The sequence below is a fragment of the Enterococcus sp. BSD2780061688st2 D3 genome (assembly GCF_005844145.1).
GTDB lineage: Bacteria > Bacillota > Bacilli > Lactobacillales > Enterococcaceae > Enterococcus_B > Enterococcus_B durans.
Window position 1 is genome coordinate 121,476 of sequence record NZ_SPHN01000004.1, and the last position, 24,153, is coordinate 145,628.

At 38.7% G+C, this 24,153-nt stretch carries 18 protein-coding genes and 1 other annotated feature; of the genes, 3 read left to right on the top strand and 15 right to left on the bottom strand.

The window, feature by feature from the left end:
• Nucleotides 1-39 precede the first annotated feature (39 nt).
• Nucleotides 40-269, bottom strand: a binding site (T-box leader).
• Nucleotides 270-345: 76 nt separating this feature from the next.
• Nucleotides 346-1,104: a MerR family transcriptional regulator gene (locus tag FGQ66_RS04995; RefSeq protein WP_081134520.1), complete on the bottom strand. Its 759-nt coding sequence runs from the start codon at nt 1,102-1,104 to the stop codon at nt 346-348.
• 99 nt (nt 1,105-1,203) lie between these two features.
• Between FGQ66_RS04995 and FGQ66_RS05000 the strand changes: the two genes are divergently transcribed.
• Both FGQ66_RS05000 and FGQ66_RS05005 read left to right on the top strand, forming a co-directional pair.
• Complete coding sequence (locus FGQ66_RS05000) at nt 1,204-2,943, top strand: ABC transporter ATP-binding protein (RefSeq protein ID WP_138301905.1); 1,740 nt, start codon at nt 1,204-1,206, stop codon at nt 2,941-2,943.
• Nucleotides 2,940-4,724, top strand: coding sequence for an ABC transporter ATP-binding protein (locus tag FGQ66_RS05005; RefSeq protein WP_138301906.1), 1,785 nt, complete (start codon nt 2,940-2,942; stop codon nt 4,722-4,724). Before FGQ66_RS05000 ends, FGQ66_RS05005 begins: the two co-directional genes overlap by 4 nt.
• Nucleotides 4,725-4,872: 148 nt before the next feature.
• Here FGQ66_RS05005 and FGQ66_RS05010 read toward each other — a convergent pair whose 3' ends face one another.
• Together FGQ66_RS05010 and FGQ66_RS05015 are read right to left on the bottom strand one after the other, a co-directional pair.
• Nucleotides 4,873-6,405 (bottom strand): WD40/YVTN/BNR-like repeat-containing protein, encoded by a 1,533-nt coding sequence (locus FGQ66_RS05010; RefSeq protein WP_138301907.1) that lies wholly within the window; start codon nt 6,403-6,405, stop codon nt 4,873-4,875.
• Between the two features lie 75 nt (nt 6,406-6,480).
• Nucleotides 6,481-9,291 carry a bacterial Ig-like domain-containing protein gene (locus tag FGQ66_RS05015; protein ID WP_138301908.1) on the bottom strand — a complete coding sequence of 937 codons (2,811 nt, stop codon included), beginning with the start codon at nt 9,289-9,291 and terminating at the stop codon, nt 6,481-6,483.
• A gap of 183 nt (nt 9,292-9,474) precedes the next feature.
• Here FGQ66_RS05015 and FGQ66_RS05020 point away from each other — a divergent pair, with 183 nt between their 5' ends.
• Nucleotides 9,475-10,905: an AcpB/EbpR/MafR family transcriptional regulator gene (locus tag FGQ66_RS05020; protein WP_230315251.1), complete on the top strand. Its 1,431-nt coding sequence runs from the start codon at nt 9,475-9,477 to the stop codon at nt 10,903-10,905.
• A gap of 259 nt (nt 10,906-11,164) precedes the next feature.
• Here FGQ66_RS05020 and FGQ66_RS15560 read toward each other — a convergent pair whose 3' ends face one another.
• From FGQ66_RS15560 to FGQ66_RS05080, 12 genes are all read right to left on the bottom strand, one after another.
• Nucleotides 11,165-11,293, bottom strand: coding sequence for a hypothetical protein (locus tag FGQ66_RS15560; RefSeq protein ID WP_005879939.1), 129 nt, complete (start codon nt 11,291-11,293; stop codon nt 11,165-11,167).
• A 218-nt stretch (nt 11,294-11,511) separates the two neighbouring features.
• The gene (locus tag FGQ66_RS05030; protein WP_138301910.1) at nt 11,512-12,165 is read right to left on the bottom strand and encodes a CBS and ACT domain-containing protein; all 654 of its coding nucleotides are present in this window, start codon (nt 12,163-12,165) and stop codon (nt 11,512-11,514) included.
• 3 nt (nt 12,166-12,168) lie between these two features.
• Entirely contained in the window at nt 12,169-12,873 is a 705-nt protein-coding gene (locus tag FGQ66_RS05035) for an ABC transporter ATP-binding protein (RefSeq protein ID WP_081134525.1), read from the bottom strand.
• On the bottom strand, nt 12,873-13,649 hold the full coding sequence (locus FGQ66_RS05040; protein WP_081134526.1) for an ABC transporter ATP-binding protein: 777 nt from the start codon (nt 13,647-13,649) through the stop codon (nt 12,873-12,875). The genes FGQ66_RS05035 and FGQ66_RS05040 overlap by 1 nt, the downstream gene beginning before the upstream one ends.
• The gene (locus FGQ66_RS05045) at nt 13,630-14,598 is read right to left on the bottom strand and encodes a branched-chain amino acid ABC transporter permease (RefSeq protein WP_016176515.1); all 969 of its coding nucleotides are present in this window, start codon (nt 14,596-14,598) and stop codon (nt 13,630-13,632) included. Before FGQ66_RS05045 ends, FGQ66_RS05040 begins: the two co-directional genes overlap by 20 nt.
• Before the next feature lie 9 nt (nt 14,599-14,607).
• Nucleotides 14,608-15,486, bottom strand: a complete 879-nt coding sequence (locus tag FGQ66_RS05050; protein WP_016176514.1) for a branched-chain amino acid ABC transporter permease — start codon at nt 15,484-15,486, stop codon at nt 14,608-14,610.
• A gap of 166 nt (nt 15,487-15,652) precedes the next feature.
• Nucleotides 15,653-16,819: an ABC transporter substrate-binding protein gene (locus FGQ66_RS05055; protein ID WP_138301911.1), complete on the bottom strand. Its 1,167-nt coding sequence runs from the start codon at nt 16,817-16,819 to the stop codon at nt 15,653-15,655.
• A 578-nt stretch (nt 16,820-17,397) separates the two neighbouring features.
• Complete coding sequence (locus FGQ66_RS05060) at nt 17,398-18,003, bottom strand: carbohydrate-binding protein (RefSeq protein ID WP_138301912.1); 606 nt, start codon at nt 18,001-18,003, stop codon at nt 17,398-17,400.
• Nucleotides 18,004-18,170: 167 nt separating this feature from the next.
• Nucleotides 18,171-18,776, bottom strand: a complete 606-nt coding sequence (locus FGQ66_RS05065; protein WP_138301913.1) for a carbohydrate-binding protein — start codon at nt 18,774-18,776, stop codon at nt 18,171-18,173.
• A gap of 527 nt (nt 18,777-19,303) precedes the next feature.
• A complete protein-coding gene (locus tag FGQ66_RS05070) occupies nt 19,304-21,358 on the bottom strand; it encodes a beta-galactosidase (RefSeq protein WP_171024570.1) in 2,055 nt (684 codons plus the stop codon).
• Nucleotides 21,348-23,600, bottom strand: a complete 2,253-nt coding sequence (locus FGQ66_RS05075; protein WP_138301914.1) for an alpha-galactosidase — start codon at nt 23,598-23,600, stop codon at nt 21,348-21,350. Before FGQ66_RS05075 ends, FGQ66_RS05070 begins: the two co-directional genes overlap by 11 nt.
• 19 nt (nt 23,601-23,619) lie before the next feature.
• The gene (locus tag FGQ66_RS05080; protein ID WP_081135488.1) at nt 23,620-24,072 is read right to left on the bottom strand and encodes a hypothetical protein; all 453 of its coding nucleotides are present in this window, start codon (nt 24,070-24,072) and stop codon (nt 23,620-23,622) included.
• Between the last annotated feature and the right edge of the window lie 81 nt (nt 24,073-24,153).

Genomic DNA, 24,153 nt, shown 5'->3' on the forward strand with positions numbered 1-24,153 from the left:
AAATGAAAAAAGCACCCGTCCCTTTTATCCATTACAGATAAAAGGGACGAATGCTTCGTGTTACCACCCTGATTCACATTATTCTCACAAACAATGTCTCAACAGTACCTAAGATACTCGGCAAGATAACGGTCACAGTCCGTTTGATTTGCGTGAACAAATCAAAATGCTCAGAGTTCATCTTCACTGACGAAAGGATCTCCTTTTCCACCCACCGGAGTCTCTTTGTTCCTTCACCATTCAGCTACTCTTCTCTTCAACGCTTCATTATTTGCTAATTAATATCCCACTTTCTTATCAGATTGTCAATGTTTTTTTCATTTTTCATAAAAGAAAACATCCCTATCACATAATCTCCAGCCATGCTTGGTAGTATTCCTCGAACACATCTTTCTTCGTTGTATTCGTCAATAGATATTGACCGATTACTCGTCCAGATTTTAGTCCCCGTTTTTCTAATTCATTTTTCACCTGATCAATATTGTTATTTTTAGTGTTCCCGACTTCGACTTTCAGCAAAAAACGACGATATTTTTTGGCTTGATCTTTTCGCCAAACGGTTTTAGACATGGGTAGAGCATTCGTCTGTTCATCTGTACAAAAACCATAGATCATTTCATCACTGATCGAAAAATCAAAGACACTGCCAAAACTGGCATACGTTTCTAAATAAGCTTTCGAATCTAAAATATCGTCAGAATCAACGGCAACGATGGCCTCAAAAGGTGGCGTTTCTTCTGGAAAGTCACTGTTTTCGTGTGCAAGCATGAGTTTCAATTGCTCTTTTCGTTTCAGGATTTCCTCATGCTTCTTTTGCAACTCTACTTTTTCCAGATAGATCCTTTGTTCTGTTTGAGCAATCGTTTCATAGTGTTCTTCCAGCGTTTTTCCATATAAATTTTGCATTTGTTTGATTGGAACATCAAGCTTTCGGTAAAAATCAATGTCATAGATTTGGAAAATAGCATCAATATCAAATAGTCGATAATCATTTTCCTCATGTCGGCTCGAATGGATCAAGCCTTGCTCGTCCCAATACCGAATCGTCGATTTTGGCACATTCAACAATTTGGATACTTCCCCGATCGTATACAGTTTTTCCATATTCTCACCCCATTTGCAGTTTAACTTTTTTTCCATTGACCTTCAAGCAACTTGAAGGTGTAGAATTCATATTTGTCAGAAAAAAAAGGAGGAACATATATGCAATTACTAAAACAATTTTTACAGAAGAATAAAAAAATCGTTTTTTTCACTTTTTTATTTATCTGTTTGCAGATCATCGGGACCCTTGGCGTTCCCAAGCTAGTCGCAACACTGATCGATGTCGGCATTGCCAGTGGTGAGAAAACGAAAATCTATGCGATTGGCGGGCAAATGCTGATCGTCGCATTATTCGGTTCACTGGCAGCAATTGCTTCCAGCTACTTTTCCGCACTAGTATCCGCTAAGTTTGGCTACCAAACACGTGAAAGATATTTTGCTAAGTTCCAGCAATTATCCATCAAAGATGCCGATCGCTTTGGTACTGGTTCTCTGTTAACGCGAATGACAAATGACGTGGACAACGTCCAACAGATGCTTGTCTTATTTTGTCAATTGATCTTGCCTGCACCGATCATTGCGGTCTTTACTTTGGTGATGATGTTCCAATACTCGTTTACCTTAACAATGATCACGTTGACTTCTGTGGTGGTTTATGCTGGGGTCATTTATTTTTTAATGAAAAAAGGTACGCCTCTTTCATTAAAGATCCAACCTAAATTGGACCGGATCACGATCACTTTAAGGGAGTTTTTTACTGGAGTCACCATGATCCGTGCATTCAACAATCAAGAGTATGAGGAACGACGGACAAATCAAACATTTGAAGAGTATGCGGACCAGATGATCAAAGTCAATCGGATATTCGCTTGGGTGACTCCAATTGCTTTCTTATTCATGGGGATTGTTTATAGTACTATTTTGTGGTTTGGTGGCACATTGGTAAGTAATGGTTCGCTCCAGATCGGGATCGTTACAGCAATCGTTGAATATTCGATGTTGACCCTAGCTTATCTGATGACAGCGGCGATGGTCTTAGTTGTCATCCCTAAATCTATTTCTTCTCTGAAAAGAATAGAAGAAATACTTGAGGCACCGATTGAAATCAAAGAACCACAACAACCAAAGAATGAGTTATTGTCTCTAACTGAGAAGCCAATTTTGTCTTTTAAGCATGTTTCATTTAGTTATTCAAAAGATTCCGAACCTGTACTAGAAGATCTACATTTTGATATTCTTAGAGGAAAAACGACTGCAATCGTAGGCGGTACTGGTTCCGGAAAAAGCACGATTGCTAAACTACTTCTACGTTTAAATGATACAACCAGTGGCGAAATCCTGCTTGGCGGGCAACCACTTCAAGAGTTGGAACAAACAATGATCCGTCAAATAATCAGTTATGTGCCTCAAAAAGCTTTCTTGTTCAGCGGGACCATTCGTTCAAATCTTGCCATGGGAAATGAAGAAGCATCAAGCGAGCAACTAAACCAAGCGCTGCGCATCTCTCAATTGGAAGAAGTCTTAGCTAAATTACCCGCTGGTCTAGATAGTTTTGTGGCTCAAGGCGGCGACAACTATTCGGGCGGACAAAAACAAAGAATGTGTATTGCCAGAGCATTGATCAAGCCGGCTGAGATTTATGTGTTTGATGATAGTTTTTCAGCACTAGATTACAAAACTGACGCTACTTTAAGACAGGCTTTACAAGATGAGATGTCGGATAAAACGCTCGTCATTGTCGCACAAAGACTCAGCACAATCATGCACGCAGATACTATCATCGTTTTGGATAACGGTAAGATCGTCGGGGAAGGTACGCACGAACAACTACTCGCCAATTGCGATTCTTATCAGGAATTTGCGAAATCACAAGGAATAGTGAAGGAAGGGATAGCATGACGAAAAACAAAATGAATAGCAAAAAACAAAGTTTGATGCGTTTTTGGAAAATGATCCAAGCAGATCACCCTATTTTTTACGGCTTGCTTCTTTGCAGTTTGATCGGTAATTTATTAGTCGTCGCAATGCCGATGATCATGGGTATCGGCATCGACCAATTACTACAGCGAATCAGTGAAGTCGGCATGATGAACATGTCGCTCTCAGACATAAAAGATACCCTTTTGATGCCAGTCATATTACTGATTACCTTTTCTTTTCTCAGCAGTATCACTTCATTTATCCAAGAGCGGACAATGGCCACTTTAAGTGAAAAAATCGCCCTTACTGTTCGAAAAGAAATCACAAAAAAATTCAAAACACTACCGATGGCTTTCTTTGATCAACACCAGGTGGGCGAGATCATCAGTCGAACAACGACTGGATTGAATCAGGTATCTCAAGTCTTACTCACTGGGATCAACCAATTTCTCACGTCATTGGCGACGATAACATTTTCTATTGTAATGTTATTTTACATCAATACAAAGTTGACATTACTCGTTATCCTATTGATTATTGGGAGTGCCTACGTAACCCACCGATTTGCAAATAAAAACAAACAGATCTCAGATAAAAATCAAGCAGAACTTGGCTCTTTGAACAATAAAATGGAAGAATATCTTGCAGGAAATCTAGTGATCAAAACTTTTAATCAGCAGGATCAGGCCATCGAGTCGATACGCAAGATCAATCAAACGCACTATCAAGCCTTTAAAAAAGCACAATTTATGAATTTTGCGATTTATCCAGTCATTCGTCTAATGAATCAACTTGCTTTTATCGTTAGTGCCATTCTTGGAGGAATTCTGGTTTTATCTGGTGGCATCACCCTCGGCCTACTACAAGCATATCTCCAATACATCAATCAGATTTCAGAACCGATCTCCACTGCTTCTTACGTTATCAATGCTATCCAATCTGCGATGGCTGCGATCGACCGGATATTTGAGATCATGGATGAACCAGATGAGCTACCTGATAGTCAAGAACAACATCTCTCTTCGCCTAAAGGAGCCATCGAATTTAAAGAGGTGCGCTTTGGCTATACTCCAGATAAACAATTGATGGAAAATGTAACTATTTCGGTCAAACCTAAACAGACGATTGCGATCGTTGGCCCTACTGGAGCAGGAAAAACGACACTCGTGAACCTATTGATGCGTTTTTACGAATTAACAAAGGGGAAAATCGAGTTTGACCAGATCGACATCACCAAGTTATCAAGAAATGAGTTGCGAAAGTATTTTGGGATGGTCTTACAGCATACTTGGTTGTTTGAAGGAACTGTTGCCGAGAATATCGCCTACGGGAAACGCCAGGCGACAAGAGCGCAGATCGTCCATGCAGCTGAAATAGCGCAATGTGACCATTTCATCCGAACCTTACCAAACGGTTATGATACAATCATCTCAAGTGAAAACGGCACTCTCTCACAAGGTCAGCAGCAGCTTCTAACTATCGCTCGTGTCGTATTAGCTGATCCTGCTGTCGTAATCTTGGATGAAGCTACTTCTAGTGTAGATACACGAACAGAAGCATTGATCCAGCAAGCAATGAGTGCCTTGACAGAAAACCGTACTAGCTTTGTGATCGCACATCGACTGTCTACCATTGAAAATGCGGATTTGATCCTCGTCATGGAAAACGGTGATATCGTGGAACAAGGCACTCATACAGAACTATTGAGCAAACCCACGCTCTATGCTAGCTTGTATAACAGCCAATTTCAAACAACGTAAAAACGGTAAAGACTGTTCATGGTTCTTAGTGAAATCGTTCTTTCTTCAAACAAAAAAGCAAAAACATCTTCTGGACAGATCCCTTCTTTTTGGATCTGTCCATTGATGTTTTTACTTTCTTTAATAGTGTGCCTCACCGTTTAGTTCACTAATCATTGATATCTACTTGGGATAACTGCTGTTCAAATTGCCACGTCTCGCCATTATCGGTCGAGGTAAACAGACAAGCAAACATTTTCCCAATATCGATCGAATTTGCCTTCAAAAGATAAAATTTTGCTTCTAACTTATTTGCGCTGACTTGGGTCACCTCATTCGGCGATTGGAACAAGTCCAGTCCTCCTGTTTGATAATCCGCAGGAATGGTCACAATAGATTCTTTGAACGACCTTCCGCCATTTGCTGTATAGTAGAGTTTTTCTCTGGTAGAAACAAAGCCGAGAGAAGTTGTTACAAAACTAACATTTTGGATTGGTTGGTCGATCACTGTGCCACCAGTTGATATCCAAGACTTTCCTTTATCGTTTGTTGTATAGATCTGTAAATTTTCTGCAGACATCCCATTGTCAGTAGAAAACATGACGATTCCTTGATCACTGTTCAAAAAAGTTGCTTTTCTATACCTCACTCGTTCTCCATGATTCGTAATTAGATTTTTGCCCCAAGTCTTCCCAGCGTCAGTCGAAGTTAGCATATATACATCTTGCTGATCAGGTGAATAGAGAAACCAAGAAAAATCAGGAGATAGATCAAATGTTTTATCCATCCAGTAACCAACTGGAACAGTTCCAGAAGTCAGTGTATAGTCTCCAAAGCGGACCCAGTCAAGCGCCAGCGGTACAAATCGCCACTGTTTACCTTGATCTGTTGTCATATATAATTTTTTCGTCTCCTGATCAATCTTCAAGTCATTCGTTTGACTTGCCACCAATTGAACTTCTTTTTTTGGATCTTTCAAGAGATCCCCATCATCGGACCGTTCTGAAGAATGTGTCACTGCGACTTTAGCGATCGTTGATCCATGTATCCCACTGATTGGACCTCCTGAAGCGTAGAAAAAAGCCCCGCCTAGACCTAACAGCAACAACCCTGCTCCTAGTGCAAAATGCCGACTGAACACAGTTCTTATTTCAGGAACAGTTTCCATTATTTCATCCGTTTCTATAAAAATAGCGTACCGATCCATGCCATACCACTTGTAAATACCCAAAAACAAGGACACATCATCAATCGTTTTGGAAAGAAAAAAACAATCCTTTTTTGCTACGGTCATTTTCAGTTCATTCTTTTCAAACAAAAAAATAGAAGGAAGATCTTGTATAGGGGCTTTGGCATAGAAATGATTTTCTACTCGTTTTTCGATCCACTGGTCAAAGTGTCGGGAAATATAGTGATATCTTCCCCATAAAAAAGAAAACAATAAGAACAAAATCAACATGACAAAAAAACCACATGCTTTGGAAAATCCATAGAGATTCGTTACACGATCAACCGAAGAATAAGAAATCCCTCTATTTAGTAGATACTGATAGACGACTCCCGCAAGTCCATAAAAAAAGAACAGTGCTCCGATAAAATAAAACCCCAACATTACACTCATTTTTTTCGTTTGCTTCTTGATAATCGTCATTATTTTTTGTTTGGTGGAAAGTAATTCAATAATCAATAGTTCATTGTCCATAAAAGTCAGACTCCTTTTTTACAGTATGCCGTAAAAAAAGGAGTCTGACTAGTCTATTAAAAATCTATTTACCGTTTATTTACTTTTTTGTCTTTTTTTATAAATCAGTGTCAACGCTACAGCCAATATGCCAAACCCTAAAGCTGTTGCAAAAGAATGACGTTCACCTGTTTTAGGAAGGTTTTTTCCTTCATTAGTAGTAGAACTTGCTGGCTTAGTTGTGGCTTTTGGGGTTGTGGTCTGTTGATTGTTCGTGTTGTCTGTTGGCGTTTGACCATTTTGATTAGGCGGTTTAGGTTTACTATTGGTTTCTTTCTTGACGACATGGATAAACACTGAAACAGATTTTCTACCATTTTTGTAAGTGACTGGGTAAATCCCGACTTTCGACGTGTCGACTGATCCGTCAACCATGTTCATCTCAAAAGGAACACTTTTTCCTTCTTTGTCTGTTGCCGAAAGAAAATTATCGATCGGATTCCACGAATCTCCTACGCTGAGTGTCGAATCCTTCGCATGGATCGTTTCTTTGTTTTCTTTGACCGTTACTGTTGTCTGTTGTTCAGCTTGTCCATTTCTAAATACCACTTTATAAGTTCCGATTTTCTTACTGTCTACTACTCCACTCACCATCTCTTTTATAAAGAACAACGGACTCCCCGTCTTGTCTGTCGCTGAAATAAATTGATCCGCCGGGTTCCAAGTATCCCCTACATAAATCGTCAAATCTTTTACTACGATCGTTTCTTTATTTTCCTTAACAGTAACCTCTGCAAGCTGGCTTGCACTTCCATTCATATAAGTTACCTGATAGTTGCCAGGGACTTTAACATTTACATCGCCAGTGACCATAGTAGGATCAAATGCAAGACTATTCCCATCTTTGTCTGTTGCCGAAACAAAATTTTCAGTCGGATCCCACTTATCTCCCACATACAATACTGAATTTCTGATGACGATACTTTCCATATTTTCTTTCACTGTGACAGTGCTTACTTGACTTGCGCTTCCATTCGTATAAGTGATCGGTGTTATGCCCGCCACAGAAGTATCTACTGTTCCAGTGACCATGCTAGGATCAAAATCCATCGCATTACCGTCTTTATCAGTCGCAGAAATAAAGTTGTCTGCTGGGTCCCATAAGTCATTAACATAGAGAGTCGCATCTTTTACAGAAATCGATTCTAGGTTGAGCGTTTTTTGCCAAACATAGGTGTCCGCCATCGTACCAGTATAAGTAGCCATCAATTGAACCGAGGTCAGTATATGGTCTCCTTTTGGTATCGCTACTGTCCCTGCTCCGACATTTTGCCAATAGCCTGTATTGGGTTCAACTGTAGGAATAGCCGGAAGATTGGCCTCAGGCAGAAATTGAAAATTAGGTCCGAGGGTCAGCGTCGATAATTGTGACATTCCTGAAAATGATTGATTCATTTCCTCTAATGCTCCAGTAGATACTGCGGAAATATCTAGTGCTTTTAATTTTGAACAATTTGTGAACATATAATTCATAAACTTGATTTTTGGTGTGGCAAAATTAGACACATCTACCGCCGCAAGAGCACTACATCCATAAAACATATAGCTCATAGTCGTGACATTACGCGTATCAAAATTAGACACATCCACATCTGTCAGGTTGTGACAACCATAAAACATGTAGCGCATTGAGGTTACGCGACTTGTGTCAAACCCCTCAACAGGCAAAGACGTCAGCGCTGCGCAGTTATAAAACATGTAATGCATGTTGAGGACCTTGGCTGTATCAAAATTCTGAAGTGACAGTGCCCTTAGTCCTGAACACCCATAAAACATAAATGACATATCCGTGACTTGGTGTGTATCAAGGCCCGACACATCCAGTTGGGTCAGCTTACTACAACTGCGGAACATATGGCTCATGTCATCGACATTTCCCGTATCAAAATTGGAGATATCCAGTGTAGTGAGCTCTGAGCAGTTGTAAAACATGTAGCTCATATTCGTCATTCCGCTCGTATCAAAGGAAGATACATTTAGTGAAGTGAGCGAATGGCAGTCATAAAAAATACTGCCCATCTGTGTCACATTGCTTGTGTTGAAAGTCGATAGATCCAGTGAGACAAGCTGTGAACAGCCATAGAACATATAGCTCATATTTGTCACATTCGTCGTGTCAAACCCAGATACATCCAGATTGGTCAATTTAGAACACCAGTAAAAGAAATACCTCATATCCCCTACATGACTCGTATCTAAATACTCTAGATTCTCGATCATCGTCACTTGGTTCATATCAAAAAACAGGCCAAGAGAGTGGGCATTTGCCAGCGTAGGTGCCGTAAAAATAATCTTAGTGATCGAAGAGCGATAAATATACCACGGTGCTCTGACACTCATTGTAGCTTCACCTAATTCGCCACCGTCTATGTATAATACCCCTTGCGCATCAATACGCCAAGGACTCGTTCCATATGTACCGCTTGCTAAATCTGTATCCTTTGCTATGTCAGTTGATTCCGTCGCTTTTTCTTTTTGCTCGTTTATTGCCGTTTTTTCTTGCTCATCCATCAGTACATTTTCGGGTGGGGAGGATTCGGTAACCTCTTCCGCAATAGGGATATCTATCGTCTCATCGACAGGGGATTCTTCGCTAGGCTCAACTGGTTCCAATGGCGTCGTAGTTGCTTCCTCAGGTATTTTTTCAGGTAGTTGTTCTTCATTATTTTCTGGAGATGAAGTAACTGTATCATCTATCTTCCCATCATCTTTCTTCTCTTCATCTTGTGGAACGCTCATTTCTTGTTCAGCAACTTCTTCTGCGTAATGATTTGCCGCTGTAGAAATAAAAGTGTTGCCAGCAAGCATCAAAGCAAGCGAGACTTTAAAAAATTTCTGTCTGAACATTGGTCTTTTCCTCCTCATCCATAATCATGCACTTTAAATTTTACTGTTTATTTGCGACAAAAGATTTCTCTTTTTTTCTTTCAAAGAAAAAAAAGGACAAAATTTCATCTAAAAAATAAAAAGATAAATAAAAAAATACGTATATACTAAAAAAATAGTGATTACATGATCTAGGAGGTCTCTATGGATAATTTATTTTTTAGACTACAGGAGAACAAACAATTTCAACGTCAGATACTGATCCTTCAATATTTAAATAATAAAGACCGCCCTTCTACATCGAAGGAACTCAGCAACGTAACAAAAACATCGTCACCGACTTTACGCTCTGATATTGAAGCTTTACGACAGATTCTCCCAAAAGAAATGGCGATCACATTTCAAAAAAGAATAGGTTACCAACTTATGGTACCTCGTTCTCCAAAAATCGAGACCATCATTTTAGATCTAGCAAAACACACGCCTGTCTTTCAATTGATCGATCAGTATTTCCGTGGACGGATACGCTCACTACAATCAGCAGCTGCCACCCTTTACTCATCGCAATCACGCATTCGAAAAATCATCAAACAACTGAACAAAGAACTGCAGACCTATCACTTGCAATGGCAGACATCTCCTATGAAAATCCAAGGAAGTGAGGCAGATATCCGTTGCTTTCTTTTTGATTTTTATCAAAGTTTCAATATTGATTTTACGGCAGAAGGCATTCCTGTTGATTCAAATTTTATGAAATTTGTTCAAACACTTATCGGCCTACCGATCGATCCTCTAAAAGCACAGCTCTGGCTGATTATTTTAACGAAACGATTATCTCATAAATATCCCATTGTACTTGACCTTGCATTAAAAGAAGACATTACTTTTCGAGAAAGCTTCACTCAGTTCAAGAAAAGAGTCAGGTACCTATTCAAAGCAACTTTCAGAACTCAGACGATTCCTCATGAGGAGTTGATTTGGCTGTACATAGTCTTTCTAAATTGTGTCGTCTATTCAAGCGATGCTGACCAATTCTGCTACCCTGAAGACCGTGAACACTACGATACATATCATCAGTTTTTTCTACCAATGATTCCCTCTGTTGAAAATACTGATGAACTATATGCTTTTTCCGTTAATCTAAGGCTTTTGTCTCATGTTTCTAGCCATTATCAAAAAAATCCCTTAAAAGACTCCTTTGGTTTGCCGTTACATTTAAAAAAACTTTATGAAGACTGGTATATCTATTTAAAAACACCCAATGTACAGCAATTTTTCCCCATTCTTCATCCTGAACATGTTGCTTTGTCCTTTACCATGTTCCATTATTCTTTACTAAAGGCAGCTAACACGACCCAGATCAAGGTATTCTTTTCTTTTCATGGTAATGCCGGTCTCTCCTCTTACTTGCTGAAATTAGCGGAACAGATCATTCCTCGATCCATCCAGCCATTATTTGCAACAGGCACACATGCTTATAGAAAGGACCTTCCCTCTGACGTGTCATTGATCGTCTGCAATCATCTTTGGGAGGATTGGAAAAATTGCCCTGTTTTTACACTTTCTTCTCTGCCACAAGAAAAAGAGTGGTTGGACCTTCATCAACTACTTTTAAATCTGAGTGCGTTCAACTAAAAAGGGTGTGGGACAAATCTAAAAATCAGGTCTTTCGGCAATTTCAAAAAAAGAGGCTAGGACAAAGTAAGAAACACTTTTATCCCAACCTCTTTTCTCTCCAATTTCTCAAACCTAAACGACTTTTGTCTCGACCTCTTTTGCACAAATCGTTCCAACATAACTAGTTATTTCAAAAAATAAGTAAAAATATCCAAGAATATTAAAATCACATGAATCTTTTCATACTCTTGACATTCAACCACTCTCTTATTTAAACCTACTTGTTATATATTTTTGGTCCTTTACGCATATTGCTGCGATCATTTTTTGGTTCTTGCATTTTTTTTGAACGACCACCGCCTTGTTTCTTTTTGATCAATTCAAGCATTTTCTCTTTTGTGTCCACTGATTTTACACCTCTTTTGATTATCCTATTGATTTTCATTATTTTTTTCGCTAACCATTACAGGAAGACTGATATAGTATACCAATATTACTTCCTCTTTAGTAGTCTTCAAGAAGAAAATTAGCTATTTCTCTAAAATATACCCTACTTTAACGAAAAGATCCCTAAAAATTAGATTTTTCATCTAACCTTTAGAGATCCTTAGACTTTCGACATACCTATTTTTTTACGTTTGTCAGCATTGCTTCTAATACAGTATAGCCCTCTGCTTCCAAAAATCCTTTCAACTCTTTGACCTCTTGTGTAGAGATTTGGAATTCGATGATCGTTTCTGTTTCATTACGATTCACTACAACTGTTGCAATGTTATAGCCATGGGATGAAAGCACTTGGCAGACTTCAGCTAATACGCCTCGTTGGTCTTTTTCAATTCGAAGCTGGATTCTTGTGCCCCCATCTGTATAACCGGTGATTTTCAAAAAAGCGTCAAATATATCATTATTTGTGATGATTCCTACCAAGTTTTCTCTCATGTCTACGACTGGTAAGACCCCAATATTCTTCTTTCTCATCAGATAGATCGCATCTTCTAATAAATCATTCGGTGCAATAGTTTGTACGTCACGGATCATTACATCATTGACTGTGGTTTTATTCAATAGGTAATTTATTTCAAACACACTCAGACTGGTTGCTTGTGAAGGCATTGCTGCTTGGATCGTCCCTTCAGTGATCAAGCCAATTAAACTATTATTTTCAACGACAGGTAACCGATGGATCTCGTACTTTTTCATCAAATCAACTGCATCAAATATTTTTGTTTGAGGATCTACCACGACCAACTCTTTCGTCATAAAATCTTTTACGCTCATCCTTTATCCTCCCAAATATGCTTTTTTCACTTCTTCACTCGCTAGTAATTCCGCGCCAGTTCCTTGTAAAACAATTTTCCCCGTTTCGATTACATACCCGCGATCTGCAATTGACAAAGCCATTTTTGCATTTTGTTCAATCAATAAAACGGTGGTTCCTTGTTGTTGGATTTCCTGAATGATATTGAAAATCTCTTTAATGAAAATCGGTGCCAACCCCATTGATGGCTCATCAAGTAACAATAGACGTGGTTTAGACATCAATGCGCGCCCCATCGCAAGCATTTGCTGTTCTCCCCCCGACAAAGTGGAAGCATCCTGATTTTTACGTTCCTTTAGAATCGGAAAACGTTCGTAGATTTCAGAAAAACTTTTTTTGATTCCTTCATTATCTTTTCGTAAAAAGGCACCCATTTCTAAATTTTCTTGAACAGTCAATCCTGGAAACACATGACGCCCTTCTGGTACTTGCGAGATACCATGGGTCACGATTTTTTGTGGAGAGACCTTTTGGATTGGCTTTCCTTCAAATTCGATCGTTCCAGATGAAGGCTTAACGAGCCCTGAAATCGTCCGTAAAGCAGTCGTCTTACCTGCTCCATTTGCGCCAATCAATGTCACGATTTCCCCTTCATTAACTTCCAAACTGATTCCTCTCACTGCTTGGATCACACCATAATGGACAGATAGATCATTTACTTTCAACATTATAGGTCACCTCCAAGATATGCTTCGATCACTCGTTGGTTACTCCTGATTTCTTCAGGAAGTCCTTCCGCAATGATCTGTCCGTATTCGAGTACATAGATTCGTTCACAAACTTCCATGACTAAACTCATATCATGTTCGATCAGCAAAATCGTGATATGGAATTCTTCTTGGATTTTTCGAATCAATTTGGTCAATTCAGCAGTTTCTTGTGGATTCATCCCCGCTGCTGGTTCATCTAAAAAGAGGATTTGCGGATCCGTCGCTAATGCACGGACAATCTCTAATCGTCGTTGTTCCCCATAAGGAAGGTTACTAGCTAAAGTTTCAGTTTTTTCAGCCAGATCGAATATTTCTAACAGTTGGCGTGCTTTGCTTTCCATCTTTTCTTCCTGTTTATAAAATGATGGTAAGCGAAAGATACTGCTAAGGAATCCCTCTTTATTTTTGGCATTCATCGCAATTAATACATTGTCCATAACTGTCAGTTCTTTGAAAAGTCGGATATTCTGAAACGTTCGGCTAAGACCCAATGTAGCAATCTTATAAGGGGCTAATTTATTCAATAGTTCCGACTTTCCATCTTTTTCTAAACGAATTTCTCCTTCACTTGGTTCATATACACCAGTCAGTAAATTGAACAGCGTCGTTTTCCCTGCACCATTGGGGCCAATCAGCCCGACCAATTCATTTTTTTCTAAGGAAAGATTCACATTTGAGACCGCAGATAAGCCACCAAAATTTTTAGTAAGATGATCAACCTTTAGTAACGTCATTTACTGATCCTCCTTTTTTTCTAAAAATTTTTTTAGCAGACAATTCCCAAGTTCCTAACAAGCCACCTGGTTTGAAAATCATGATGATGATCAATGCCAAAGAATAAATGATCATTCGCAAAGAACCAAAATCCTGTAGATACATATTCAATACGCCTAGAACAATTGCGGCTACGATTGAACCGGTCACACTGCCTATTCCACCAAATACCACGATGATCAAGATATCGATGGACTTTTGAAACGCAAAGTTTTTCGGCGCAATCGATCCAATATAGCTTGCAGATAATGCACCTGCGATACTTGCAGTTGCCGCACCAATCACAAAAGCGATAACTTTGTATTTTGTTGTGTTGACTCCCATAGATTCTGCAGCAATCTCATCGTCACGAATCCCCATTGTTACCCGACCAGCACCACTATGGATATAGTTAACCGTGATCAATGTTGTAACGATCACAAATCCATAGACTAAAGGCCAGTTGACGAAAGACGGAATCCCGAATAGTCCAGAAGGTCCGTTTGTTATACTTTCCATATTAACGATCGCAATACGAATGATTTCTGCAACCCCTAAAGTCGCAATCGCTAAATAATCTCCCTTTAGTCGTAATGTTGGAATCCCTACAACAAGTGCAACCACTGAAGATAATAAAATTCCTACGACTATTCCTGTAAAGAAACCACCCATCGTTGGATTGTTCATCGCAAATAGCGAACCACAATAGGCGCCGATTGCCATAAATCCTGCGTGGCCTAATGAGAACTGACCAGAAAAGCCAATAACCAAATTCAATCCAACGGCTAAAATAATATTGATGCCGATCGTAACGATAATATTATCGATAAATAAATTGACTAACCCACTGCTGTAAGCGGCGTACAGTACGCCATATATAGCCAGCAACAAAACTAGCCAAAAAATATTGAGTTTCAATCGTTTTTTCATGGCGTTCACCTACACTTTCTCTTTAACATTTTTCCCTAGTATTCCTGCAGGGAGAACCAGTAAAATCAAAATCAGTACAGCATACACAACAGCATCTTTATACATGGATAACCCGAGTGCATTCGCAATCGTTTCGATCATCCCAATCAAAAAGCCACCTAGAGCCGCTCCCGGAATACTACCGATTCCACCTAATACTGCTGCGACAAATGCTTTCAACCCTGGCACAGTTCCCATCGTCGGATCAATCGAATTGTAATAAAGACCGATCAAGACACCAGCAGCAGCGGCTAAAGCTGATCCTAATGCAAAAGTAAAGGAAATCGTACGGTTGACATTGATCCCCATCAGTTGGGCTGCATCACTATCGACACTAACTGCCCGCATCGCCTTCCCCATCTTTGTCTTCTTGATGATCAACTGTAATAAAATCATCAAGATCAAGGCAATTGCTAAGATCAACAATTGGATATTACTGATCGTGATGAATCCTAAATGATATTCGACTCTTTTGATCACTTGAGGAAACGCCCGATTATTCGAACCGAAGAAATAGATCATGATATTTTGAAGAAAATACGAGACACCTATCGCTGTAATCAATGCAGCGATCCTCGTTGATTTTCTCAAAGGACGATAAGCTAAAAATTCGACTACTACCCCTAATATTGCCGCTCCGATCATTGAAATGATCATTGCGATAAAAAAGTTCAAGTGTAATTGGTTAATTAAGTAAAAACCAATGAAACTTCCAATCATATATACTTCACCATGAGCAAAGTTGATCAAGCCAATAATGCCATAAACCATTGTATAGCCTAATGCCAATAAGGCGTAAATGCTTCCTAGAAAAAGGCCATTTACTAACTGTTGAAGAATGACTTCCATATACTCACTTCCAATATCATTTATTTAAAAAGCAAACAACTCATGCTTTCGTACCAGATCCATATAAAACAAAAAAATCACGGAACGATTTTTTATCCCATACCCGTTGCTTTTTTTTCAAAAAAGAAAGGGCAAGACAACCTTCATTGTCTCTGCCCTTCTTCCATTATTCTGGGTTTACTGCATCAGCTGAACTTTCTTTTCCGTTCGTCAAGCCAAGAACAACAGCAGATTTTTCAGGGTTATGATTTTTATCAATAGAGATCGACCCTGTTACGCCTTTAAAGTCTTTCAAATTCGCTAGACCTTTTTGGATAGAAGCGGAATCAGTTCCTTCTTTTTCTGCTGCTTGTTTAACCATATAAACAGCATCATATGCTAATGCGGCAAATTGAGAAGGTGCCGTATTGTATTTCTTTTGGAAAGCATCAACAAAGGCTGGTACTTTGTCGCTTGCAGGAGCACTTGTTGAAAAGTGAGCTGTGTAATAAATGTTCGATGCATTTGCTGCACCGGCAGTTTCAACGAATTTTTCATCTCCAAAACCGTCTGCGCCGACAATCGCTTGTTTGATACCCATTTCACGTGCTTGTTTAACAATCAAGCCTGCTTCTGTATAATAAGCTGGAATATAAAGAACATCGAAATCTTTATCTTTGATATTTGTTAAAATTGCTTGGAAGTCTTTATCACCTGCTACAAAGTTTTCTTCATCAACGATTTGACCTTTGTATTCATCTTTGAATGCTTTTGAAAGTCCTTTTGCATAATCACTTGAACTATCACTTAGAATAACTGCTTTTTTCGAATTTAGTTTATTGCTAGCATATTGTGCTAAGATCGTTCCTTGGAAACTATCTTGGAAACAAGAACGGAAAGCATATTTTTGAACCTTGTCTCCGTCAACTGTGATCGAATCATCTGTACCTGATGGTGTGATCATCGGAACGCCTGCTTTTGTTAGGTTAGCCAATGAAGATTTTGAGGCACCGGAAGTCGCAGGTCCGATCTGGGCTACTACTTTCTCATTCGTTGCCAAGTTAGCTGAAACAGAAGCTGCTTCATCATTATCTGATTTATTATCTTTATCGACGATTTCAATCTTCTTGCCGTCAATCCCTCCATCTTTATTGATTTCATCAACAGCCAGTTTGATACCGTCTGATTCTACATCTCCATATGCTGCTACGGCTCCAGATAATTCCAGATTCACACCTAACTTAAAGGTCTTCGCATCCGCGCTGTTCCCCTCTTTTTTTACGGAAGTCCCGCTTCCACAGCCGGCAAGTGCCACTGCAGCCGCTGCTACTAGAAATATCATTCTTTTTTTCATTTTTGTGTCCCCCTAATTAAGTTAAAGCTGAATATGTATTAAAATATACTCAAAAAGAAAACAGTTGTCAATGAATTTTCTGAAAATTTTGAGAATTCAATTTATTCTGTATATTACATCGCCTTGTGAACCATAAAAAAAGAATCAACCTGAGTATCCATCAGAATTGATTCTTTTTCGAGATTTTAATGGGGGTTCTCGTGTTTATTTAATTCTAATAAGAATGACTAATGTAGCTTCATTTCCTATTAGCTTTAAGAGAATGTTGCTCTTACTTTTCTAAAAGACAGCAACAACAGGACTATTCATTAGTTATTTTTATTTCTTTATTGCTTAACTTTTTTATTCAACTCAGTTAGTTACGCTTTGACATTGACAAGTCAGCATTTTGGCATTTTTTCCCCATTGATGCCAAAGTTATACATCCCATCGATCATACTGTTCACATGCTGAATTAGCAGTAAATATTATTTACACGATGATCCCTTCAACACTAATACCCATTTTTATCCAACGCAAGCGTTACCACTTTTTTCATTTTTTAGAAAGATCAGTCTTATTTTTTTAGTTGAAGGATTCTATTTAGGTAGCATAGAAGCATCCACTTTTATTTGTTGGATTTTCTTCGCTTCCGGTCCACTATGGTACCATAATGTGACGATATCGCCAATCTTTAATACTCTAGCAGTTGTTCCATACACGCTCATTGATCCCATATGGTAAAGAATGCAATAATAATTAACTTGTTTATTCACTGAAAAATAGTATTTATTATTTACTTCAATTCTATAATCATCATTTATTTGTTTACTGTCTTTCGGAATACTAAAGAATACTTCCGTAAGGTTACGGCTATTCACAGCCACCGATAACTTGCCATCAAACGAAATATTGGTTTCTTCACTTGCATCAATGAACAATCCCTTCGCATCTTCAGGATTCCATTGTGCGTTGCCAGTATTTTCATGTGTCTGTAATACTTTATATTCCTTACCCTTATAGCTAACGATCTCATTCAAATTGTATAACTCTGGATTTTCAATTGTGCCCACTTTCCATTCTCTGACGCTTGAAGCTACCTCTTGAGTGTTATTTTCTTGCATGACCGTCTGAGCTGCCCCCTGGATCGTCCCACCAAACATACCAAGCGCGATTCCTAAAACTAACAAATTTTTCTTTTTCATGATTCTCCTCCGTTTTTTGTTTTTTGTTACAATTTGATTATAATTAGCAGTAAATATTATATACACGATGATCCCTTCAACACTAATTCCCATTTTCATTCAACGCAAGCGTTACCACTTTTTTCATTTTTTAGAAAGATCAGTCTTATTTTTTTAGTTGAAGGATTCTATCTAGGTACCATAGAAGCATCCACTTTTATTTGTTGGATTTTCTTCGCTTCAGGTCCACTAAGATACAACAGTGTGACAATGTCTCCTTCATTCAATTCTCTATCAGCTTTTCCATAAACATTCATTGAACCTATAAAGGAAAGAATACAATAATAATTGACTTGCTTATTCACTGAAAAATAGTATTTATTATTGATTTCAACTCTATAACTGTCATTTAATTGAGTACTATTTCTCGGGATACTAAAATATACTTCTGTTCGGTTATTTTTATTCAAAGCCACCGATAACTTGCCATCAAACGAAATATTGGTTTCCTCACTTACTTCAATAAACAATCCCTTCGCATCTTCTGGATTCCATTGTGCAGCACCAGTATTTTCGTGTGTCTGTAATACCTTATACTCCTTCCCCTTGTAACTAACGATTTCATTCAAATTGTATAACTCTGGATTTTCAATTGTACCCACTTTCCATTCTCTGACGCTTGAAGCTACCTCATGGATGTTATTTTCTTGCATGACCGTCTGAGCTGCCCCCTGGATCGTCCCACCAAACATACCAAGTGCGATTCCTAAAACTAACAAATTTTTCTTTTTCATAATTCTCCTCCGTTTTTTTGGTTTTTGTTACAATTTGATTATAATATGATTTGAAAACACTTTTCCTACACTTTTTACAAAAATAATTAAAAAATGTTATTTTATCATTAGAGTAAGAGGTATAATAATGCTATTTCGAAAGTAATACGTATATTAAATACTGCTTAAATCGTTACTAATTTTGATATCTGATAAATTATACCTATCTGATAGTATATGTATGATATTTGTTGTTTTTAATTTACTTTGTTATTATTTATTGCTTCCACCAAAAGAACAAGAGGTCGAGACAAATCTAAAAATTAGCTTTGTCTCGACCTCTTGTTTTTCTTATCACTCCAATAAATGATAAAAATGAAAAGGACTAAAATATTTTTCATCTATTATCAAATAAACTATAACTAAAAGTTACTACGCTATGGTTTCTTATAGTTTAGAGGATAGTTAAATCGTAAACTGACTCCCACCATATAGATTGAAAACTCCCTAATCTATAAACTTCCTAAGTGACTAGATTATCCTTGAAATCATTTTTTTGCCACGTAAACTACTCGTACTTCATAAGGTGCTAATGAAAGCTGCTGTGGCACTGCCTGGTTGGTTTCCAAATCAACCACGTTACGAACCAGTGTCAGCTGCTGCTCTTGCTCAGAAAAATTCATGATAAAGTAGTAGTCTCGCTCAGCATTTGTTCTCCCTTGAATCGACACTTCTGGATTAGGCTTTGCAATAGCATCTTCTGTAAGATTAAGTTCACTAGCCAACTGTCCATAAAAATGTTTGAAAAAATCATGACTGGTACGAGCAGCTAAATAATAAGCTGTACCTCTGCCAAAACAATTCTTCGTTATTGCAGGTGTGCCATGATAAAACTCTGACTGATAGACTCCTAACACTTGCGCTGATTTTGCTTCGATAACTGCTGAATAATCCTTCGTCTCAAAAAAATGATCTTCATAGCTGATTTGATTATGTTCCTCTGGATAAAGAGTGTCTAACTCTAATACTTCTATCCCCCAAAGCTCTTTTAGCGGCTGTGGTACTCCACCAAGATATAACAAATCATTTTCATTGACCATACCAGTAAAGTAACTAGAAACTAGCGTACCGCCAGTTGCCACATATTTGTTGAGTTTTTCCATTGTTGCACTTGTCATCATATAAAGCATTGGAGCGACGACCAATGAATATTCGGAAAAATCTTGGTCAGGAGTCAAGATATCAACAGGAATGTCTTGTTCCCAGAAATAGCGATAATGTTCTTGCAATGTCTGAGGGTAGCGTCTAGTTGGTCGTCCAAAGCCGCCACCACGTTTCAATGCCCAATTGCTTTCCCAGTCAAAGAGAAGCGCAACCTTCTTTTTTCTTGTCGTTCCTTGAATTTCCCCAATTTTTTCCAAACGTGCTCCGTAATCAGCAACCTCTTTGAAAACACGGTTCCTCACAGAATTATCATGTCCCACCACGGCTCCATGGAATTTTTCTGAATTTCCACGAGATTGGCGCCATTGAAAATACAGCGTACTATCAGAGCCGTGAGCAAGTTGTTGCATCCCACTCAGTTGGTGAACACCGGGCTTCTTCGCTTTATTGAATTGATGCCAATTGACAAAGCTTGGCGTGCATTCCATGATTAAGAAAGGTTGTTTCTTCAATGACCAATATTGATCATGAACATAAGCCGATTTCATTGCTGTAGCAGCTAATGTCTCAAAATCGTTATTCCAATCAGGATAACTATCCCAGCTTACGATGTCTACATACCGAGCAAATTTACTGTAATCAATACCTTCTAATGGAATAAAATCTTGTGTAGCATGTCCTTCTGCCATAAAATTAGTTGTTATCGGGATATCCGGAGTCTGCTCACGGATCGGCTCACATTCATGCAAATAAAAATCAATGGTCATATCGGTAACAAATCGCTTCCAATCGAGGTCCATTCCATGTACTTTATGTTCACCTAATGGCGAAGGTGGTAAGACTTGTGACCAATCCGAATAGTTATTCCCCCAAAAACTCATCCACCATGCATGATTCAACGTTGCTAAGTCGCCATATTTTTTTTGCAACCATTTGCGCCAATTTTCCTGACAATAGCCACAAAAACATTCTCCAGAATATTCATTAGAGATGTGCCACATTGCTAACGCAGGATGTGATCCATAGCGTTTTGCCAACTGTTCATTGATCTGATGAACCTTTTTCCGATAGATTGGTGAAGAGTAGCAATGATTGTGGCGAAAACCATGCGTGTGTTTTTGTCCTTGGGCATTGGTTCGATTCACTTCAGGATATCTTTGGCTCAACCATTGAGGTCGTCCACCACTTGGTGTTGCCAAAATGACCTTACCGCCAATCGCTTGAATTTGATCGAAAATTTCATCCAACCACTCAAACCGATAGACACCTTCTTCTGGCTCTAGAGCACTCCAAGCAAAAACACCTAAAGTCACAGTATTAATATGTGCTTGCTGCATGTAGTCCAAATCATTTTTTAAAATTTCAGGATAGTCCAACCATTGATCTGGATTATAATCTCCACCATGCATAAAGTGTTGGTCAAAAAATTTATTCATCATCCGTCTGCTCCTTTTTTTCAGCTAATTGTAGATGATACACATAGGATTGGAAATCACCGGTTACTTGAGCAGTCCCAGGATTGACCCCATTAAACTGATATGGCTTGCGTAACCCAATCTGTTTCAAAATTTGGCCAGAAACCTTTTCATCATTCGCCTGATATACTTGAGTTGGGTCGATGAATGTGAGCGGTAAAAAAGCTTCAGCTGTTGGATTTGCTTGTGCTAAAACTCTAAAAAAGCCAATCAATGCTTGCTCTTGTTGCGGATCATAAACTGCCCAAGCAACTTCATTCCCTTGTCCTATCGGCTGTACTTGATAAAAAATACCAAATGTCAATAATTGTCGATGTTGTTTATAAACAGCAATCTGAGTCTGAATCGCTTGCTTTTCTTCAGAAGTTAGATTGAATAGATCCAATTCATATCCTAAAGGCCCAAACATCGCAACGTTTTGTCGAAAAGATAGTGATGTGATTCGCCCAACTTGATGGTTAGGAGTAGCAGAAACGTGATTGCTAAAGGAAGAAAGCGGATATCCCAGCAGAGTTCCAGTCTGAATCGACAAACGTTCCACGGCGTCACTATCATCGCTCGGCCAAATCTGAGGACTATAAAATAGGATTCCCAAGTCATACCTTCCGCCGCCACCTGCACAACCTTCAATCAAAATCGTAGGAAACTCAGCCAATATTTTTTGATACAGTGCATACACTCCCAAGATATAGCGATGATAAAATTCAGTCTGAGCAATCCCTTGTTCAGCTAAATATGGTGAATATGCTTCGGTGATATTCCGATTCATATCCCATTTGATATAGTCTAATTTTGTTTCAGCAATGATTTTTTTCATTGCGTGAAAAATCCCATCAACAACTGCCGGATTAGCAAAATCCAGCACATATTGACCACGCCCTACTGAAATTCGTTCATAAGGATGCTTGACTACCCACTCTGGATGTGCTTGATATAACTGACTATCAGGTGAGACCATCTCTGGTTCAAACCAGATTCCCAACTGCATCCCAATGTCATGGATTTTTTCAGCAAATCGACCAATGCCTTGAGGAAATTTCAGCGGATCAGCTATCCAATCTCCTAAAGAACTACGATCATCGTTTCTTTTCCCAAACCAGCCATCGTCTAGAACAAAGCATTCCATTCCTAGAGAATGGCTTTCTTTTGCTAAGGCCAGTAATTTTTCTTCATCAAAATCAAAATAAGTTGCTTCCCAATTATTGAAGACGATTGGTCGGTCACGCTTTTGCCAGTAAGGTGAAATCACATGTTTTTCGACAAATCGAGCAGATTCTTGGCTCAAACCATTCAGTCCATTTTCGGTAAACGTAAAGAGACATTCAGGTGCTTCAAAACACGCTCCTTGGTCAAGGGTCCAAGTGAATTGCTCAGGATGAATCCCCAACATCAAACGAACATTGTCCCATTCATCCATTTCTACTTGCGCCAAAAAATTTCCTGAATAGATTAGATTAGCACCATAAACTCGCCCCACATCATTGGTAGCACATTTCTCTTTCAATGCCACAAAAGGATTATGTTGGTGGCTAGAAGCCCCCTTTAACGAGCCAACACTGATTGTCCCTTGAGTAAGGGGTGTGGACTTGATATGTCGCTCTTTTAACCAAGCACCGGATAAATGGAGCAACTCAAAATCTTGATTTCTCAACTCAAGCACACCACTTAGTAAGCGTTCTAATTTTCGTGGCTTGGCGTCTAAATTAATTATTTTTTGCTTTCTAGTAATCGTGCCTAGCCCGTTGAAAATAGTATAGGTGATGTGCATTTTCAAATTCCGTTCCGTATCGGCTAATTCGAAAACAATGCTTTGGCTTTCATCAGTCTTCGCAAAACTAGCTGGCTGGGCGAGATCACGTTCTTTCCCTTGAAAACAATGGGCTTGTATAAATTTAAAATCCACATATAAAGGTATCGCTTCCTCAAAGATCGATACCGCACCTTCCCGAAAATCAGAGGTTCCACAGACTGGCAGTTCCTGAAAACGGTCTGCCAATGTAAACAAATTGTCCGTTTCAAAAAATTTCACTGTACCCGCTGATTTATTTTCTTTCTTGACTAGATAACTTTGATCAAAGGAAGCAAGTTTTCCTAGCGATGGACCAAAGTATACATGTCCTAATTGCTGATTCGGTAAAATCGACATCACATAACTAATTTTTTCATTATATAAATGAAATAAGGTGTCGTTAATAATTTCTATCATTGTTCTTCCTCAAATTTTCCTATTTTCTTGTTTCTACTTTTTGGCACAATTCTTCGAGATAACGCATTCTTTTCTTGACCCCACGATTGAAAAAGAATTTGTAAAAAAGCGCGACTAGCATAAAACTGTATGCAGTCCGTTGCTGAGCGAAATGGCTTTGCTCCGAGTACGTGACCTGCAGCTTGCCATTTTTCTGACTCGTCACTTGGTAACGTTGATCAATGACGCCTTCCTCATGAACAGTGTTTATCCAAAGTTCATCGGCTGTGATTTTTTTGACAGTCATCACTGCTGGAACCAACTGTGGCGCTGATTTAGTTTGGATCATGGTTTCGATTTGACACCCTTCGCCAAAGGATGTGGTCAAGTGTTTTGCCAAAAAGAATTTTTCTTGTTCACCAAGTAGAATACTGAAAAAAGTCGAAGATGTTGTATCCATTTGGTAACTACAGGTCAATGTATCAGTTCTCATGTTAAGTCCTTTCTGGGTTTGCTTTGCAACGTTATTTTCACCCTTGTTAACTTTAGCTTCATTGCTCAACAATAAGGCTGT

Coding starts and splice junctions, on each gene's coding strand:
- FGQ66_RS04995 (WP_081134520.1), bottom strand. CDS start 1,104: ATGGAAAAACTGTATACGATCGGGGAAGTATCCAAATTGTTGAATGTG.
- FGQ66_RS05000 (WP_138301905.1), top strand. CDS start 1,204: ATGCAATTACTAAAACAATTTTTACAGAAGAATAAAAAAATCGTTTTT.
- FGQ66_RS05005 (WP_138301906.1), top strand. CDS start 2,940: ATGACGAAAAACAAAATGAATAGCAAAAAACAAAGTTTGATGCGTTTT.
- FGQ66_RS05010 (WP_138301907.1), bottom strand. CDS start 6,405: ATGGACAATGAACTATTGATTATTGAATTACTTTCCACCAAACAAAAA.
- FGQ66_RS05015 (WP_138301908.1), bottom strand. CDS start 9,291: ATGTTCAGACAGAAATTTTTTAAAGTCTCGCTTGCTTTGATGCTTGCT.
- FGQ66_RS05020 (WP_230315251.1), top strand. CDS start 9,475: ATGGATAATTTATTTTTTAGACTACAGGAGAACAAACAATTTCAACGT.
- FGQ66_RS05030 (WP_138301910.1), bottom strand. CDS start 12,165: ATGAGCGTAAAAGATTTTATGACGAAAGAGTTGGTCGTGGTAGATCCT.
- FGQ66_RS05035 (WP_081134525.1), bottom strand. CDS start 12,873: ATGTTGAAAGTAAATGATCTATCTGTCCATTATGGTGTGATCCAAGCA.
- FGQ66_RS05040 (WP_081134526.1), bottom strand. CDS start 13,649: ATGACGTTACTAAAGGTTGATCATCTTACTAAAAATTTTGGTGGCTTA.
- FGQ66_RS05045 (WP_016176515.1), bottom strand. CDS start 14,598: ATGAAAAAACGATTGAAACTCAATATTTTTTGGCTAGTTTTGTTGCTG.
- FGQ66_RS05050 (WP_016176514.1), bottom strand. CDS start 15,486: ATGGAAGTCATTCTTCAACAGTTAGTAAATGGCCTTTTTCTAGGAAGC.
- FGQ66_RS05055 (WP_138301911.1), bottom strand. CDS start 16,819: ATGAAAAAAAGAATGATATTTCTAGTAGCAGCGGCTGCAGTGGCACTT.
- FGQ66_RS05060 (WP_138301912.1), bottom strand. CDS start 18,003: ATGAAAAAGAAAAATTTGTTAGTTTTAGGAATCGCGCTTGGTATGTTT.
- FGQ66_RS05065 (WP_138301913.1), bottom strand. CDS start 18,776: ATGAAAAAGAAAAATTTGTTAGTTTTAGGAATCGCACTTGGTATGTTT.
- FGQ66_RS05070 (WP_171024570.1), bottom strand. CDS start 21,358: ATGATGAATAAATTTTTTGACCAACACTTTATGCATGGTGGAGATTAT.
- FGQ66_RS05075 (WP_138301914.1), bottom strand. CDS start 23,600: ATGATAGAAATTATTAACGACACCTTATTTCATTTATATAATGAAAAA.
- FGQ66_RS05080 (WP_081135488.1), bottom strand. CDS start 24,072: ATGAGAACTGATACATTGACCTGTAGTTACCAAATGGATACAACATCT.